The following is a 17,399-nucleotide window of genomic DNA, read 5'->3' on the forward strand; positions in this document are numbered from 1 at the left end:
CTGTGCATGGATGCACAGCCTTTGCTTTTGCACACCTTTTTATCTGCTCTTGCACGTTTTGCCAAATTACCAGCGCATAAATTTTTAATTAAATGCTCTGAGTCTATCCATATTCATACTTTTCCGTAAAAGCAGAACACACTCAAAATTGAATTAAGTATCGCTTCTGCAAAACATATCGGACTCACAATAGGAAAAGTTATACTTTGGTTTTTAGCCATTGTACTGGCTCTTGTTATACTTATTGTTATAGCACTCCAGATACCGGGGGTGCAAAACTTTGCTGCACAAAAAGGTGCCAGCTACCTATCGGGAATGCTAAATACCAAAGTAGCAATTGGCCGCTTTACCACAGACTGGCGCAACAGCCTTGTGCTGAAAGATGTGTACGTGGAAGACCAGCAGCAGGACACGCTCTGGTACTCGGAGCGGCTTGGCGTGGATATGCGTATCTTCTCCCTTCTTAGCGGTGAAGTGAACATCAGTAAAGTTGACCTGGACAATGCTACCCTAAAACTGCACATCCGGGAAGACAGCACCACCAACTACGACTTTATAATGGAGGCTTTTGCCACCGATACCACCGTAGCGCAACCCGCCGACACAAGTGCTGCCATGGCCATAAACCTCGGTATTATCAACCTGAACAAAGTATACATTGTGTTTAATGATGATGCAGGCGGTAACTACATAAAAGGCAGGGTAGGCGAGTTAACCACCACCATGGAGGAGCTGGACCTGGATGCACAGCGCTACCTCGTGGATGAAGTGGAACTGCGCAATACCTGGGTTAATTTCGAGCAAACCAAAATTCCGCCCCCTTCCGAGGAGTCGGAGCCGCTAGAGATGGACTTTGGCCTTAACCGAGTGACACTCGAAAACATAAAAGTAAAGTTTCAGAACCGCATAGCTGAGCAACGAATAGAGTTAAACTTAGGCAAATCAGAGGTAGTTTCGGATAACATCGACATTAAGGGTGCACGCATCGACCTTAAAAGTTTTGATCTGCACAACACGCAGGTGCTTTACGTGCAGGAGAAGTATAAGCCTTCCGACTCGTTGGCTGTAAACCCGGAAAGGACCGCTGAAAAACTCGATAAATCAGTAGAAGAAGCCAACGCACAGCCAATGAACTGGGTGCTTGCTCTTGGCAAGCTGGATGTGAGTGGGCTGGATGTGAAGTTTGATAATTTTAACACACCGCAGCAACCGCGCGGCATGGACTACAACCACCTATACTTCAGCAACCTGCTGCTGGACGCGGAGGATATAGCCTACAGCCTGAACAGAACAGAGGCAAAGGTAAACCAACTGCAGGTAAAAGAGAAAAGCGGCTTTACGCTAGAGAACCTGCAGGCAAATATCATCTTCGACACTACCCGCACAAGTATAACCGGCCTGGACATTAAAACACCAAACAGCCACCTGCAAAACCAACTGGCCATGCAGTACCCGTCTTTAGATGCCATGGCTGAGAACCCGGGAAGTATAAACCTGGATGTGGACCTGCGCAACAGCTACATTGGTATGAGGGATGCTTTATACTTTGCCCCGGATCTGGCCCAGAATCCTTCTTTTAGAAGTATAGCGAACGCTACTATCCGTGTAAATGCACAGGCAAATGGCCCGGTAAACAATCTGCAGATAAACAATTTAGAGTTACAGGGCTTGAGCGGGACCAACATTGATGTGAGCGGCCGCATCCGCAATACCATGGACCCTGACAATTTATACCTGGATGCTGACATCAGGCGCTTTACCACCACCCGTACCGACGTGCAGGCCTTGCTGCCTGCCGGCACGCTGCCTTCCAACGTACGGCTTCCGAACCAAATGAACCTGACAGGCAACTTTACCGGCAGCATGACTGCATTTGATGCCAAAGCAGACATCAGGACAACTATTGGTAACGCCGATATAGATGTAGATATGGGCGCAAACGAAACCTTTACTGCAACGGTGCGCTCCGGGGGCTTAGACCTGAACCAACTGTTTACCGATAGCCTGGGCCTCGGCAAAGTAGCGCTAAACATGAAAGCAAATGGAAAAGGCCTGACTCCTGAAACGATGCAGGCTAATGTGCAGGGCACTATCCAGCGGTTTGACTATAACAATTATACGTATAACAACATTGCACTTAACGCCAACATCAACAGAAACCTTTATGCCGTAAAAGCAACCGCACAGGATAAAAACTTAGACTTCAACCTGATTGGCGACTTTAACCTCAGGAATGCAGAAAAGCCGGCTTACAATTTTGACCTGGACCTGGATAATGCAGACCTGCAGGCGCTTAATTTATACCCTGAGCCACTAGCCATTCAAGGGCAGCTAACCGGGCAGTTTACCGGGGCTGATGCCAACACAATCAGCGGAAAACTTACAGGTAACCAGGTAGTCGTACAGCACAACCAACGCTCCCACCCTATCGATTCGCTGGTGATGACGCTAAATCAGACAGGTGAAACAGCAGCTATTACCTTGCAGTCGGATATGGTGGATGCGGATATGAAGTTTGAGAACTCGCTGGCTACCTTGCCTACAGCCTTACAAAAGCATTTCTCAAACTACTTTGATCTGCAACCTGACCCGCCTTACCCAGCCAACCTGAACCTGGGAGATTTTACAGCAGCCATTAACCTGAAGAAAACTGCCCTGATAACTTCTTTTGTACCAGGCCTGACACAAATACAAACCGGAGAACCCATAACTGCTTCGTATAACGGCAATACGCAGCAACTGGCATTAGACGGCACCATTAATAAAATAGTGTATACCGACTATACTTTAAACAACCTGGACCTGCAGATGCGAGGCGACCGCAACCAGTTAGGTTATGAACTGGCTTTAAGCAGCATGATCTCTCCGTCGCTAAGTGTGCGCAATGTAACATTGGCAGGTGCCGCCCAAGACGATGAACTGCTTGTAAGGCTTGCTGTTGCCGAAGACAGCGCCAGGGGCAGGTTTGTATTGGGAGGTGCGCTATCAAGTATAGGCCGTGGCTATCGCTTTGCCTTTAACCCGGAGCAACTGGTTATAAACGGCGACACCTGGACTGTACCACAAGATAATTACCTCCAGTTTGGCACCAACCTGCTTTATGCAAACAACATCAGGCTAGAGCGCAACAACATGGCCATTGGGCTTAATAGTACAGGCCCTGTAGCACCAGACGCTCCGCTTCAAGTAGATTTTGACAATGTGGACATAGGCTACCTGGTGCAGGCTTTTCAGAAGCAGGACAGTTTGATAAACGGAACATTAGACGGTGAGGCAACATTACAAAACATACTTGCAGGCAATCTATCGTTTACATCTGACTTAACCTTATCTGACTTGGTGTTTCAGCGGGTACCTATCGGTAACATTGTTTTACAGGCCAACAGCGCAGGAGGTAACCGCTACGATATAACAGCAGGCTTAACAGGGAACAACAACCAGGTTAAGATCAATGGCTTTATGGAAGCGCAACCCAACGCTACGCTGCTCAACCTGAACGCTAATATAGCTAGCCTGAACATGGCTTCATTCCAAGGGTTTACCGAAGGGTTGGTTGATGATTTAGGGGGCAGGGCAAATGGGGATTTGCGTATCACAGGCACCCTGGAAGACCCGAACATACTTGGCCAGCTTAACTTTAATGAGGCGCAGTTTAACCTTACCATGCTGGGTTCTTTGTTTACGCTACAGGACGAACGCCTTGTATTTAATGAGGCAGGCATCAACTTCCCAAACTTTACCATAACCGACTCCATAGGAAACGATATGGTTATCAATGGCAACATACTTACGCAAGATTATCTTGACTATGATTTTACCCTGGATGTAAATACAGAGCGTTTCCTGGCGCTTAATTCTACTGCCCAAAACAACAGCCTGTTCTACGGCACCGTGTACGTAGGCGCGGATGCCACTATCAGGGGAAATATGATGCAGCCTGTGGTAAGGGTAAATGCACGCGTACTTGAAGGCTCCGATTTTACTACCGTAATACCTGCCGATGAAGTAGGCGCCGCAGAGCGGGAAGGTATAGTAGAGTTCGTGAACCTGAACCCGCAAATGACCAGCATCATACGCAGCAAACAAGAAGATACAACAGAGGTAACGGGCTTTGTAGGCGCTGACGTGGAAGCCGAACTAATCGTAACAGATGAAACGCTCATCACAATTATCATAGATCCAACTACTGGCGATAACCTTGCTGTGCGTGGCTCCGCGGATCCGCTGTTCATAGGTATGCGCCCAAGTGGCGAAATAAATATGTCGGGGAGGTTTACAGTAACCGAAGGCAAGTACAGCATGGATTTTTACGACCTGGCCTCCCGCGAGCTGGACATTGCCGAAGGCAGCTACATAAACTGGACCGGTGACCCGCTGCTGGCGAACATGGATATTACTGCCATTTACAACGTAGAAACGGCTCCGAAAGAGTTGGTAGCCTCACAGGCCGGTGGCTACGCCGAAAGTGATCCTGCCTTTAGAAACCAAGTACCCTTTGAGGTATACGTTTACGTGCGCGGCGAAATGCTGACACCGGAGATCAGCTTTGATATACAGATGCCGGAAGAAAACAGGGGCAGCGTACCGGATTTGGTACTTACCAGTCTCGGTAACCTGCGCCAGGATGAATCGGAGATGAATAAGCAGGTATTCTCGCTGCTGGTTCTCAATCGCTTTATGGCCCCCGATCCTTTTACCAGCTCCGGAGGCGGCTTTGAATCTACGGCACGCAACAGCTTAGGCCAGGTAATGACGGACCAGTTAAACCAGCTTACCAACCGCTATGCCGGCGGCTTAGGTCTTGAGTTGGGCGTAGACTCTTACCAAGATTACTCTTCCGGCTCAGCACAGGGCCGCACAGACCTGAACGTAGCTATGCGCCAGCAGTTCCTAAACGACAGGCTTACGGTACGTGTGGGTACTGATATCGGCCTGGAAGGTGGCAGCCAGACAAACCAGTCTATGAGCGGGTTTGGCGGCGATTTATCCGTGGAGTATTCATTAACTGAGGATGGCAGGCTGCGTGTGCGGGGTTTCCAGCGTACGCAGTACGAAGGCGTAATTGAGGGTGGTGATGTTAGGGCTACTGGCCTGGCACTTATTTTCGTGCGCGAGTACAACAGCTTCTCCGACCTTTTCCGTGATCTGGAATCCCGCCGCAGACGCGAGGAGCAACGCAGGCTGGAGGCTGCAAAAAAAATACGTGAAGAGAAAAAAGAGGTAGAAGCAGAACTTGAAGAAGAAGGTACAAAATAAAACTATGTCTAAAGTATACCACCGGCCCAGGTGTAAGAGCGCCTGTTTGTTTCCTTTACTTTTTGTCTGGCTGTTGCTTGCCGGGTGCAGCGTAACCAAAACTGTGCCTGAGGATGATGCCTTGTTTATTGGATTTGACGTGAAGGTGGAGGGAGAAAATGACAGCAGCAACCGCAGCGCAGAACTGGAAACCGAATTAAGTGCCACCGTACGCCCCGAGCCTAACGCCTCTATACTTGGTTTACGCCCAAAACTGGCTATTTACAATGCTTTTTATACTGAAAAGGAAAAGGGCCTGAAGCAATGGATCATGAACAAACTGGGAGAGCCGCCCGTGCTCATCTCGCAGGTGGATACTGGCAGCGTAAGCCAGGTAATGAGTAGCCGCCTGCACAACCGGGGCTACTTTAACAACACAGTAGGCAGCACCACCGAAATAAACAAAGAAAAAAAGAAAGGCACCATTAACTGGACAGCACAAGTAGGCGAACCGTATCGCATTCGTACTATAAAGTACATGTTAAACGATTCGTTGCTGGTACACCAGGCGATAAAGAAAACGCAGCCAGAGTCGCTTCTAAAAAAAGGAGAGCCTTACGATTTAAGTGTGATGACCGATGAGCGCATCCGCATTGATGGTGTGCTTAAGAACAAGGGCTATTATTTCTTTAGCCCCGATGTACTTATTTTTAGTGCAGACACTACAGTAGGCAACAGGGAGGTTGATGTACTGATGCGCGTAAAAAATACTGCCCCATCAAATGCATTGCGCCCCTATACGGTAGATGATGTATTTATCTTTGCAAATTACTCCCTTGGTGATAGCCTTGCCGTAAACGATACCATTGACTTCCAGGGTTATCACTACATCCCTAATGAGAACTACCTGAAAGCAAAGCACTTGCTAGACGGGGTGTTTTTGGAGCAGGACAGCCTGTACACCCGTGAAAACCATTTGCTTACCATAAAGAGACTTTCCGGCTTGTCTGCTTATAAATTTGTAAACATAGATTATAAGCCAGACACCTTAAATACCGGTAAGTTAGATGCCTTTGTATACCTTACTCCTGCCCTAAAAAAATCATTGCGCGCGGAGGCTCGCATGGTAAGCAAATCAAACAACTTTGCCGGCCCCGGCCTGAACATATCGTTTCGTAACAGGAATGCTTTTAGAGGGTCTGAGGTGCTAAGTGTGGAGTTTACAGGCAGTTTTGAGTCGCAGGTGGGTGGCCGGGGAACCGGAGAAGTGCCAGAGGGCGTGGAGCCTCCGGAGAAAAAAAACATTCCCTCTTATGAGTTAGGCGTGCAAACAACCTTAGCCATACCTCGAATCGTGTCGCCGTTTAACCTGCGCAACCTCCGTACTGAGTTTGTGCCACAGACCCGCATTGGGTTAGGTTTTAACTTCCTGAGCAGGTCAGGGTATTATCAGCTAAACTCTTATAATGCCACCTACGGCTATACATGGCGGCCAAAAGAGGAACTTACGTTTGATGTCACGCCTATCAACCTGCAGTATGTGCGCTTATCCAACACAACCGAAACGTTTAACGCCCTACTAGAGAGAAACCAATACTTGCAACGCAGCTTTGAAAACCAATTTATAGTTGGCGGCATTTACCAGATGACCTACAGCACCCAAATGTATAAAGACCGCACCAGCAACATCTTCGACAAAATAACCCTGGATATGTCTGGTAACGTGGTTAGCCTGTTTCAGACTTCAGTAGGCAAGCCAAAACCTACCGAGGAAGTGCCCCGCGTATTGTACAAAGACCGTTATGCACAGTATGTGTTGCTCGATAATGATTTCAGGCACTACCTGAACATGGGCAAAGAAAGCCAGTTGGTGTGGCGCCTGGCTACAGGTGTGGGTTACTCTTACGGCAACTCCTCTACTATGCCTTATGTAAAGCAATTCTCTATTGGCGGCCCTAACAGCGTGCGGGCATTCCGGGCACGTAGTGTTGGCCCTGGCTCTTATAACCTCCCTGACGAGCAGGTTTTCTCTTTCTTTGACCAGGTAGGTGACATCAGGCTGGAAAGTAACCTCGAATACCGTTTCCCGATTGCAGGCTTTTTTAAAGGCGCTGTTTTTGCTGATGCCGGTAATATCTGGAATTTACGCGAGACGTTAAATGAGAATGGGGAGCCAGAAAAGCCCGGGGCAAAATTTGAAGCTAAAAACTTCCTGAGCGAGTTGGCTGTGGGTACCGGTGTAGGCCTGCGCGTAGATGTGGAGTTTTTCGTTATCCGCCTTGATTTAGGTATACCTGTTCGTGTACCGTATCTGCCGAAAGGCGAACGCTTCGTGCTGAACGAGTTTAACGGCAGCTTTAGCGGCGACTACGGCATGGTGCTTAACATTGCGATTGGCTACCCTTTCTAGGTCTGTTGCTTAAAAGCGGCGGTTGCAGAAGTAGTGTATGCGTTGCTCATTAGTAGAAGCGTTAAATGTATACGCCCTTCAAGATCATGTTTAGCAAGTATAAAGTATAAATTCTAATCCAGTACAAGGGGCTTCAACACTTGGCTAAAGCGGATCGTAAACGTGCTTCCTTTCGTAACATCCAGGTGCAGCTTGCCGTCCAGTTGCCTTAACAGCGAGCTTACTAAATCCATGCCGAATGTCTTTTTAGTAGGGTCTGTTTGCATGCCGGCTCCGTTATCGCTCACCTGTAGCAGGTATTCACTATCTAAGTTAACCAGTTTTAAACGCAGCTTTGGTTCAGAAACATTCACGAAGGCATACTTAAAAGCATTGGTAATTAACTCGTTGCAGATAAGCCCTACTGGTATAGCAGCCTCAACATTCATCCAGATAGGCTCTACGTCATACTCCAGCATATCTTCGTTATAGGTTTTGCTGTAAGTAAACATAATGGTTTCGGTCAGCTCCTGCAGGTAATCCGGCATGTATACTGCGGTCGCATTTTCGTTCTGGTACAGCCGTTGGTGTATCAGTATCATCGATAACAAACGGTTTTTACCTTCCAGTAATGCCTTTCTTGCGTTTTCGTCAGCAATGGCATATGCCTGTAAATTAAGCAGGCTGCTTACTACCTGCAGGTTGTTTTTTACACGGTGGTTCAGTTCGCGCAGCAGTATGTTGATGTGGTCGTTACGCTCGTTGGCGATTTTAACAGCCTCCTCCAGTTCATGTGTTTTCTGCTCCAGGGTAAGGCGCTGCTTTGTGATCTGCTCATTCAGCTCAAGCAACTGGTTGTTCTGGTCAAGCACCTTTTGGCGCTCTGTGTTGTAGCTTTTGCGGTAGGTAATAATTATGATCGTTGTATAAAAAAGCGTGTACAGCATGGTTACGCCATGGTCTATCATCCTTTCTTCCATGGTATTGTAGGGCAGCACCCAATGCGGGAACACATACTCCAGCACCAGCAGCACAAGCAAATTGCCATACATCACGCCATACACCCAAAACTGGTACCGCGCTGGCACAATCAGCAAAAAGATGTTAAGCAGCATGATGATGAGGTAGAAAAGATTCCCGTCTATACCGCCATTGTAAAAATGCATGATACTGAGCAGCAACATGGTGGCCCCCACATAGCAAAAAATGAGGTTAGCCGAGAAGATCCGTTTTACCCTACCTACAAAGTATAGCCATGCAGAAACAAGAGCGCCAATAAAGCTAAGCCACACAGTTGGGTGCGGCAGGCCGATAAGAAAATTAGCTGTGCCACCCAGTAATGCAAACGAGGTGATAAAAAAACTGGAAACGTTAAAAATGCGGTGCTCCAGGCTAAAGGTTTCGCTGTTGCCGGTTATAGTCCCGATATACTTGCTTATTGGCTGCATGTTACCTGCTCTAAGACTTGATCCACTTATGCTTAACAGCCATGGCAATAAGCTCCGAACTGGTTTTCAAATCGAATTTGCGAAGCAGGTTACGGCGATGTGTGCGTACTGTGTTCTCGCTGATAAACAGCTTTTCGGCAATCTCACGGCTTTTAAAACCAGCAGCCAGGTAACGCACAATATCCATTTCCCGGTCAGAGGGGCGCAAATCTTTGCCCTCTGCTGCTCCGTCTGTAGCCTGGGGCCTTAACGCCATTGTAACAGCAATCAGCAGTTGCCGCTCTGTAAAAGGCTTAAGCACATAAGCCACAGGCTCCGTGGATAATGCATCGTCTACGGTTTGCTGCCCGGAGTAGGCGGTTAAGTAGATGACAGGTGTCGGTTTTATCTTGAGCAGCTCCTTTACAATAAGATGGCCCTCGTATGCCCCAAATAAGTTAAGATCGCTGATAACAAGGCTAACAGCATTGGATTGATAGAACGCTAAAGCTTCGTCGCGGTTATCGGTAATGGCTACCTGCTTATGCCCTGCCTCCCGAAGTACAGAAGCAATGTACTCGGCAACAAGTCGTTCGTCTTCAATCACTAAGATGTTATTCATAACTTATACTTTAGAGCCAGCGTGCGAAACCAGGAATGTGATATTCTAACATACACCTCACAGGAAGATAATTATAAAACACCTAATATAAATATTCAAATTATACTATGGAAGAAATGATGACACTTTATTTATACTTTATATAAATCCATGAAGTAGCGTTGCAGGGCATAGTGCCTAAAGTGCCTTTATTTGTACTGATGGCAACAATTTATACGTGCGCAGCATGGTGCAGAAGTCGTTAATAAAAGGCAGTAGAGGCAGGTGCGTAGGTGCAGGCAGGCTATAAACGTAACAAGCTAACGCACAGAGGCCGCTCCCTTTGCAGGTTAGCGGCCTCTGTGCGTTATAGTATACTTTAGAACAATTTTCTAATGCACTTCCATGTCGCCGTGGGTATAGTGGTGATAATCTTTCACAACAGTTTTCAGAAAGTCCCAGTCCGACAGCTCGGTCTGGATGCCGGTAATTTCTTTTACCCGCAGCGCGACCTGTTCCAGTAAAGTATGGTTCTGATGTTGTTTTGCTTTGTACACCAGTTTGCGTATCAGGGCCAGGTCTTCGTCGCTAAGCAGGTGCACTTCCGGGAAAACGATCTGGTAATTTTCTTCTGTGTTGATTACAGGGGCCCTTCTCTGAACCGCACGGGTACGGATAACACAGGTACCGGCTGCCATATCGCCTAAGCGCTGCCCTTTACCACTGGCAGCTACAGTAATTATGGCTATCAAACCACTCGAAATACCCATATCCACCAACCTGAAAAGCCAGCGCAGGAGGTAATCACCGATTGAGGGCGACTCACCTGAAAGTTTGATTACTTTGATATCCCGAGCTTTTTTACCTATGCTTTGGCCGTTCAGGAATATTTCGCACAGGAGGTGGTAGCAGAGCAGGGGCAGGTAAATTAACACCATAAAAACAATTAGCCCCATTCCGCCTTCCTGAAACCAGTTTCCGGCCGCAAAAACTATAGCTACAGCTATTGCCCATACAAACATAACAGCCCCATCAATGATAGTTGCCAGAATTCTGTCACCTACACTTGCCAGCGGGTACTCAACCTCCACGTGCTGCGTCGTCTGGATTTTTATGGTATTCATCTGATAAAAAAGTTTGCTTTCTTTTATTTACATCACAAGATATATATATTTGATAGATAACACAACACATACAGTACCGTGCGCGAAGCAGCCTTTATCCGAAAAAACAAGCTTAAGTGGAAGTCCTATGAAACCGAGGCTGCGGCTAACCCCGATGCCCTGGCCGACAGGTTTATAGAGCTTACCGACGACCTCTCGTATGCACGCACGTTTTACCCGAACTCCGAAACAACCGCTTACCTGAACAGCCTTGCCGGCAAAACGCACCAGGCCATCTACAAAAACAAAAAAGAGAAAAAAAACCGCCTTGCTACCTTCTGGAAGTATGAACTGCCTTTGCTGTTTCGGGAGCACCACCGCCAGCTACTCTACGCTTTTGTAATCTTTGCTGTGGCCTGTTTTATCGGGGCACTCTCTGCTGCTTTAGATGATACTTTTGTGCGGCTTATACTTGGCGATGGCTATGTAAACCAGACGCTGCAGAACATCCGCAACGGCGACCCCATGGCTGTGTATAAAAGCCATGGCCAGGCAGAAATGTTTCTGGCTATCACGATCAACAATATCCGGGTTTCTTTTATGGCTTTTGTGCTGGGGGTGTTTTGCTCTGTCGGCACCTTTTATGTTTTGTTTAGCAACGGTATTATGCTGGGGGCTTTCCAGTACTTTTTCTACAAACAAGGTTTACTACTGACCTCTGCACTTACCATCTGGATACACGGCACCCTGGAAATATCGGCTATTGTAATTGCCGGTTGTGCCGGTTTTGTGATGGGCAACAGTATACTTTTCCCGAAAACTCACTCCCGCCTGCACTCCTTTAAACAGGGGGCCCGCCGTGGGTTAAAAATTGTGGTGGGTTTAGTGCCTATTTTTATTGCTGCCGGTTTCCTGGAGGGTTTTGTTACCCGCCACACCGAGATGCCGATGGCGCTGAGCCTGTTCATTATACTTTCGTCGGCGGCATTTATACTTTACTACTTTATACTTTACCCACGTTTACTGCACAAGCAACATGCACCACACCAGCCATAAAATTAACCTAAGGCAAGAGCGCGATTTCGGTGAAAAGCTGAATGCCACGTTCCATTTTATAAAAGCCAACTTCAAGCCGCTGTTCAGGGCCATTTTGCTTTATGTAACGCCGGTTGCATTGCTGGCAGGCATATTTTCAGGCTTGTACCAGGCACGGCTCTTCCAGGCCATTAGTGGTAACGGCGACTACAACACCTATGGTGAGTACAGCTTTTTTCAGCAGGTAACATCGCTTAATTATATCGTGATGCTATTCTTTGTGATGCTGGGTTACATTATGGTGGCGCTGGTGGTGCACAGCTTCATGGTTGTGTATATGGATAGCGACGAAGGCACAGTATCTCCGGGTGCTGTATGGGATAATGTAAAAGCAAACATAGTGCAGGGCATTTACGCAGGTGTAGGCCTCGGCATTGTTTGTTTCTTCGGTTTCTTTTTACTCGGTTTTGGGCTGTACCTGGGGGTGGTTTGTTCTATTTTCTTTATCGTGATGATACGGGAAGAGACAGGAGTTGTAGAAACGATGGAGCGGTGCTTTTACTTGATTAAGCGCAACTGGTGGGCAACTTTTGGTTTCCTGATCGTGGTCGGCTTTATCCAGGGGATAATTGGTTGGCTAGGTTCTTTTCCGGCCGGCATCGTAATGGTGCTTCGCCTGTTCGGAATACCCGGCATGGAAAGCGACGTGCTGCTGGTGGTAACCAATACGATCGCCTCCATTTTCACCATATACGCATCCGCCATTTCCATGGTGGCCATCAGCTTTCAATATTTTCATTTGGTAGAGCAGAAGGACGGATTTGGCTGGATAGAGCAGGTAAACCTTATTGGCAAGCGCGACAATAACACATTTAAGAATGAGGGCGACTTTTAAGCAACTTCATACTTTTATACTTATACTTTGCCTGCTGCTAAGCTTTGGCCCTGCTACCTATGCCCAGGCACAGGATGGTATACCAGCTTCGGCAACGCCTGTTACGATACGCCACTTTAACGAGCAGGAGCTGCAGAAGCTAAAAGCGAGCAAAGACTTTGAGTATTTTGAAGAAGTAAAACCCGATCAGAATTTCCTTGAAAGGGCCTGGAGTGGTTTTAAAAAATGGCTCAGAAAAATATTCTATACTTCTAAGTCCGGGCCGGTTTGGGAATACCTGCTGTATGCGGCTTTGGTAGCGGGTATAATCTTGATCATCATCAGACTTCTCGGAATGGATACCGGTAATCTGTTTGGCAAAAAAACAGAAATCAGCGACATGCCATACCAGGTTTACGAAGAGAATATCCACGAAATGGACATGAAGGCCCTGATTGAGGAGGCGGTACAGCAACGCGACTTCCGTAAAGCCATACGCCTGCACTACCTGCAAAGCCTGAAACACCTGACCGATCGTGGTTTTATACTTTGGAGGCCCGGCAAAACAAACCGCAGCTATATTAGCGAGATCAAATCGCAGGAATTACGCCGTGAGTTCGAGCAGCTTACAAGCATGTTTGAGTACGTGTGGTACGGTGGTGCAGCCTTAGGCGACGAGCTTTTTGCCTCTGCGCGTGCCGAGTTTATACTTTTCGATAAACAGCTAAACCAGTACGCATGAAAGGATACCGCAACTATATTATCCTGATCGTGCTGCTGTTCGGTGCGCTGGTAATGCTAGAGTATTTCCGCCCGAAGCCGGTGGACTGGTCGCATACTTATACCCGCAAGGAAAAGATGCCGTTTGGCACCTACGCCCTCTACGACCTGCTGCCTTCCCTGTTCCCAAAGAAGGAAGTCCAGGAAGTTCGGGAGCCGATCTATAACCTGCTGCAGGACTCTACCCTATCGGGCAACTACGTGTTCATCCATAATTACTTTGAGGCAGATAGTGTAGACACCAATGCTTTGCTGGACTTTGTGAGCCGTGGCAACCAGGTGTTCATTGCTGCAGAAAATATCTCCAGGTTCCTGACCGATACCCTGAAGTTTGATACACATCATCTGGATAACAACACCCCGGACTCTACTGCTTTATACTTTACCAGCCAGCAAAAGCACCTGGTTTATACTTACCCTAAAAATCAGGAGGCTGTATACTTAGAGGCCGATCACAAGGCCGGGCATGTGGCGCTGGGCCGTAACAAAGCCGGCTATTTAAACTTTATGAAAGTACCGTTTGGCAAAGGCTGGTTCTACATCAACTCTGCTCCGCTGGCCTTTACGAACTACCAGCTGCTCACCCAGGACCAAAGTGATTATGCTGCCACAGCCTTATCGCACTTGCCTGTAGCACCGGTGTACTGGGACGAGTACCAGAAACAGGGTCGCATGGAAAGCCAGTCCAAATTCAGGGTGCTGATGGAGCATGAACCGCTTACCTGGGCCTACTACATTGCGCTGGCAAGTATGGTGCTGTTCCTGCTGTTTAAGAGTAAACGTACGCAGCGCATTATTCCCGTTGCAGAGCCACCACGCAATACCACCCTCGATTTTGTGAAGACCATCGGCAGTTTATACTTCAACAACGGCGATCATAAAAACATAGCAGAGAAAAAGATCGCATATTTTCTGGAGCACCTGCGCCTGCAGTACCACCTCAGCACCAACACCCTGGACGAAGAGCTGAAAGACAGAATTGTAAATAAATCCGGAGCAAACGAAGCGCTGGTAGCCAATATCTTTAACCTGATCAGCAGCATCCGGGAAAGCAATAGCATTACAGCCCAAACGCTGATGATGCTTAATAATTATTTAGAAGAATTTAACGCACAAACATCCATAAGGCCAAAGGCTAACGCATAACCATGGAAGAAGAAGTATTAATTACCGCACAGGAAAACAAGACAGATTACAGCGCGCTACGCGAGGCAACAAACCGCATAAAAGCAGAGCTGCGTCAGGTAATTGTGGGTCAGGAGAGCCTGATAGAGCTACTTTTAGTGGCTATGCTGGCGGAGGGCCATGTACTGATTGAAGGTGTGCCCGGCATTGCCAAAACTTTAACAGCCAAACTCCTTGCCCGCACGGTGCAGGTAGATTTCAGCAGAATTCAGTTCACCCCGGATCTGATGCCATCCGACGTGTTGGGTACTTCGGTATTCCACCCCGGCACCGTTACCTTTGATTATAAGCGTGGCCCTATTTTCGCCAACATCGTGCTGATAGACGAGATAAACCGTGCCCCTGCCAAAACCCAGGCTTCTTTGTTCGAGGTGATGGAAGAGCAGCACGTAACCCACGACGGTGAAGTATACAAACTATCATCCCCTTTTGTAGTGCTGGCTACCCAAAACCCAATCGAGCAGGAAGGTACTTACCGCCTGCCGGAAGCCCAGTTGGACCGCTTCATGTTTAAAGTGCTGGTAGATTACCCAAGCCTTGAGGAAGAGATTGCCATACTTGAACTACAGCACAACGGCAACAAACTAAAGCGCGACCTGGATTGTGTGCAGCCTGTACTCTCTGCTAATGAGCTGGTAGCTTTAAGAGAAGCCGTGCAGCAGGTACACCTGGATAAAAAACTACTGGAGTACATTGCCCAGATCGTAGGCGAAACCCGAACAAACAAATCGCTATACTTAGGAGCCTCGCCGCGTGCCTCTATTGCCTTGCTTAACAGCTCTAAAGCTCTTGCCGCCCTGCGTGGCCGTGGCTTCGTAACGCCTGAAGATGTACAGGAACTGGCTTCGGTTGTGCTACGCCACCGCATCCTGCTAACCCCGGAACGCGAAATGGAAGGCCTGACTGCCGATGACATCATCAAGCAGATCATCCAGAAGATAGAAGTTCCGAGGTAGTGTAAAATAATCTGGCGCGGGAATTTTTCCCGTGTCTTAAAAATAATGTCGAATCTGATATTCGACTGGGCCAGAGGCCCAAACTATAGCAAGTCACGAGCGAGGACGCTCGCGCCATGTTTATACTATAGCACCCAAAGCTACGCAGCCACGGCCTTGGCCAGGTGCACTTTACGGCGGTCCACTGTTTGAGCGTTCAGCGAGTTTGGAGCGTCTTGACTTTTTTGCCTACTTTTTGTGTCAAGACAAAAAGTAGGGCCCAGCCGGCGAGGCGAAAAGCCAACCAAGAGTAAAGAAGTAAATATCGAGACAAACAGGCATTTAAAGCAACTTAAAATAATAAACCAATAGTGCAGTTCATCCGCAGTCTATACTTCACCAACCGCCTATACTACAGCCTTGCAGCCCTGGCCTGCCTGTTTGTAGTGGCATTCTTCATACCCATACTACTGGTCTTCGCGAAGGTAGCCTTTGGGGTACTGCTGCTGCTTACCCTGCTGGACCTGTTCCAGCTTTACCGCAGCAAAGAAGGCGTGCACGCCAGCCGCAGCATGCAGGAAAAACTCTCCAACGGCAGCGACAACGACATTTACCTATACCTGGAGAACAAGTATAACTTTGCCGTAGATGCCGAGGTAATAGACGAACTACCCTTCCAGTTTCAGCGCCGCGATACTGTTTTCAAAGCACACATACCTGCAGGACGTACCCACATCATCCATTATACTGTTATACCAACCAAGCGCGGCAGCTACAACTTTGGTGCGATCAATGTATTTGCCATGGGTAAGCTGCAGTTGGTAAAGCGCCGCTACAAATTTGCCCACGACCAGGAAGTGCCGGTGTATCCGTCGTTCATCCAGATGCGCCAGTATGAACTGATGGCCATTTCAAACAGACTACACGAAATTGGTGTGAAAAAAGTGCGCCGCATCGGCCATAGCTCTGAGTTTGAGCAAATCCGCCCCTACGTAGCCGGCGACGACCAACGCACTATCAACTGGAAAGCCTCCGCCCGCAAAGCCGACCTGATGGTGAACAGCTATCAGGACGAGAAGTCGCAGCAGATATTCTGCCTGATTGATAAAGGCCGGGTAATGCAGATGCCATTCCAAGGCCTCACGCTGCTGGATTATGCCATTAATGCCTCATTAGTGATTTCCAACATTGCCCTTAAAAAGCACGACAAAGCCGGCCTGATCACCTTCTCCGACAACATCAGCAACATGCTACCGGCACAGCGCAAAGCCGACCAGATTCGCCATATCATGGAGCTGCTTTACAACCAGAAAACCAAGTACCAGGAAACAGATTACGAACGCCTATACGCTACCATACGGCACAAGATAAAACAGCGCAGCCTGCTCCTGCTGTTCACCAACTTCGAAACGCTGAACGGTGCACAACGCCAGTTGCCCTACTTACGCGCTATTGCAAAGCACCATTTGCTGGTGGTTATCTTCTTCGAAAATACCGAACTGCATGCCGAGCTGCACAAACGCGCCACCAACACCGAAGAAGTATACACAAAAGCCATCGCCCAGAAATTCGACTACGACAAACGCCAGATCGTGAAGCAACTGCAGCAGCACGGCATCCACGCTATACTTACTCCGCCCAAGGATTTGACGGTAAATACTATTAACAAATATCTGGAACTGAAGGCTCGGGGGTTGATATAGGAAGATAGTTTACCGGTCATTTCGAGCACCGGGAGAAATCTGGTGTATTTCACAGTCCCGCAATATTTCAGATTTCTCACATGCGTTCGAAATGACAAAATAACCTGACCATACTTCTGATTCCTCTCCTGC

11 protein-coding genes are annotated in these 17,399 nt (G+C 47.9%); 8 read left to right on the plus strand and 3 right to left on the minus strand.

The window, feature by feature from the left end:
• The first annotated feature begins 315 nt into the window (after positions 1 to 315).
• Positions 316 to 5,256 carry a translocation/assembly module TamB domain-containing protein gene (locus tag Q1A23_RS05780; protein WP_299820819.1) on the plus strand — a complete coding sequence of 1,647 codons (4,941 nt, stop codon included), beginning with the start codon at positions 316 to 318 and terminating at the stop codon, positions 5,254 to 5,256.
• A 4-nt stretch (positions 5,257 to 5,260) separates the two neighbouring features.
• Complete coding sequence (locus Q1A23_RS05785; RefSeq protein ID WP_299820822.1) at positions 5,261 to 7,645, plus strand: BamA/TamA family outer membrane protein; 2,385 nt, start codon at positions 5,261 to 5,263, stop codon at positions 7,643 to 7,645.
• A gap of 113 nt (positions 7,646 to 7,758) precedes the next feature.
• Here the strand turns inward: Q1A23_RS05785 and Q1A23_RS05790 are convergent, their stop codons facing one another.
• From Q1A23_RS05790 to Q1A23_RS05800, 3 genes are all read right to left on the minus strand, one after another.
• Entirely contained in the window at positions 7,759 to 9,072 is a 1,314-nt protein-coding gene (locus Q1A23_RS05790) for a sensor histidine kinase (protein ID WP_299820827.1), read from the minus strand.
• A gap of 10 nt (positions 9,073 to 9,082) precedes the next feature.
• A complete protein-coding gene (locus Q1A23_RS05795) occupies positions 9,083 to 9,673 on the minus strand; it encodes a response regulator transcription factor (RefSeq protein WP_299820830.1) in 591 nt (196 codons plus the stop codon).
• 371 nt (positions 9,674 to 10,044) lie between these two features.
• On the minus strand, positions 10,045 to 10,776 hold the full coding sequence (locus Q1A23_RS05800; RefSeq protein WP_299820833.1) for an RDD family protein: 732 nt from the start codon (positions 10,774 to 10,776) through the stop codon (positions 10,045 to 10,047).
• Between the two features lie 78 nt (positions 10,777 to 10,854).
• On the opposite strand from Q1A23_RS05800, the gene Q1A23_RS05805 reads away from it, so the two are divergent.
• The 6 genes from Q1A23_RS05805 (at position 10,855) to Q1A23_RS05830 (ending at position 17,267) form a co-directional block, all read left to right on the plus strand.
• Positions 10,855 to 11,811 carry a stage II sporulation protein M gene (locus Q1A23_RS05805; RefSeq protein WP_299820836.1) on the plus strand — a complete coding sequence of 319 codons (957 nt, stop codon included), beginning with the start codon at positions 10,855 to 10,857 and terminating at the stop codon, positions 11,809 to 11,811.
• The gene (locus tag Q1A23_RS05810; RefSeq protein WP_299820839.1) at positions 11,792 to 12,685 is read left to right on the plus strand and encodes a hypothetical protein; all 894 of its coding nucleotides are present in this window, start codon (positions 11,792 to 11,794) and stop codon (positions 12,683 to 12,685) included. Before Q1A23_RS05805 ends, Q1A23_RS05810 begins: the two co-directional genes overlap by 20 nt.
• Positions 12,669 to 13,406: a DUF4129 domain-containing protein gene (locus tag Q1A23_RS05815; protein WP_299820841.1), complete on the plus strand. Its 738-nt coding sequence runs from the start codon at positions 12,669 to 12,671 to the stop codon at positions 13,404 to 13,406. The genes Q1A23_RS05810 and Q1A23_RS05815 overlap by 17 nt, the downstream gene beginning before the upstream one ends.
• On the plus strand, positions 13,403 to 14,590 hold the full coding sequence (locus tag Q1A23_RS05820; protein ID WP_299820843.1) for a DUF4350 domain-containing protein: 1,188 nt from the start codon (positions 13,403 to 13,405) through the stop codon (positions 14,588 to 14,590). The genes Q1A23_RS05815 and Q1A23_RS05820 overlap by 4 nt, the downstream gene beginning before the upstream one ends.
• 2 nt (positions 14,591 to 14,592) lie before the next feature.
• Positions 14,593 to 15,585 carry a MoxR family ATPase gene (locus tag Q1A23_RS05825; RefSeq protein ID WP_299820846.1) on the plus strand — a complete coding sequence of 331 codons (993 nt, stop codon included), beginning with the start codon at positions 14,593 to 14,595 and terminating at the stop codon, positions 15,583 to 15,585.
• 350 nt (positions 15,586 to 15,935) lie between these two features.
• Complete coding sequence (locus Q1A23_RS05830) at positions 15,936 to 17,267, plus strand: DUF58 domain-containing protein (RefSeq protein WP_299820848.1); 1,332 nt, start codon at positions 15,936 to 15,938, stop codon at positions 17,265 to 17,267.
• Positions 17,268 to 17,399 lie beyond the last annotated feature (132 nt).

The organism is uncultured Pontibacter sp., assembly GCF_947492645.1.
Lineage (GTDB): Bacteria > Bacteroidota > Bacteroidia > Cytophagales > Hymenobacteraceae > Pontibacter.

Excerpts from the sequence above, each read along its gene's own strand:
- Q1A23_RS05790 (WP_299820827.1), bottom strand. The coding sequence starts at position 9,072 with ATGCAGCCAATAAGCAAGTATATCGGGACTATAACCGGCAACAGCGAA.
- Q1A23_RS05815 (WP_299820841.1), top strand. The coding sequence starts at position 12,669 with ATGAGGGCGACTTTTAAGCAACTTCATACTTTTATACTTATACTTTGC.
- Q1A23_RS05800 (WP_299820833.1), bottom strand. The coding sequence starts at position 10,776 with ATGAATACCATAAAAATCCAGACGACGCAGCACGTGGAGGTTGAGTAC.
- Q1A23_RS05825 (WP_299820846.1), top strand. The coding sequence starts at position 14,593 with ATGGAAGAAGAAGTATTAATTACCGCACAGGAAAACAAGACAGATTAC.
- Q1A23_RS05785 (WP_299820822.1), top strand. The coding sequence starts at position 5,261 with ATGTCTAAAGTATACCACCGGCCCAGGTGTAAGAGCGCCTGTTTGTTT.
- Q1A23_RS05780 (WP_299820819.1), top strand. The coding sequence starts at position 316 with ATGCTAAATACCAAAGTAGCAATTGGCCGCTTTACCACAGACTGGCGC.
- Q1A23_RS05820 (WP_299820843.1), top strand. The coding sequence starts at position 13,403 with ATGAAAGGATACCGCAACTATATTATCCTGATCGTGCTGCTGTTCGGT.
- Q1A23_RS05810 (WP_299820839.1), top strand. The coding sequence starts at position 11,792 with ATGCACCACACCAGCCATAAAATTAACCTAAGGCAAGAGCGCGATTTC.
- Q1A23_RS05795 (WP_299820830.1), bottom strand. The coding sequence starts at position 9,673 with ATGAATAACATCTTAGTGATTGAAGACGAACGACTTGTTGCCGAGTAC.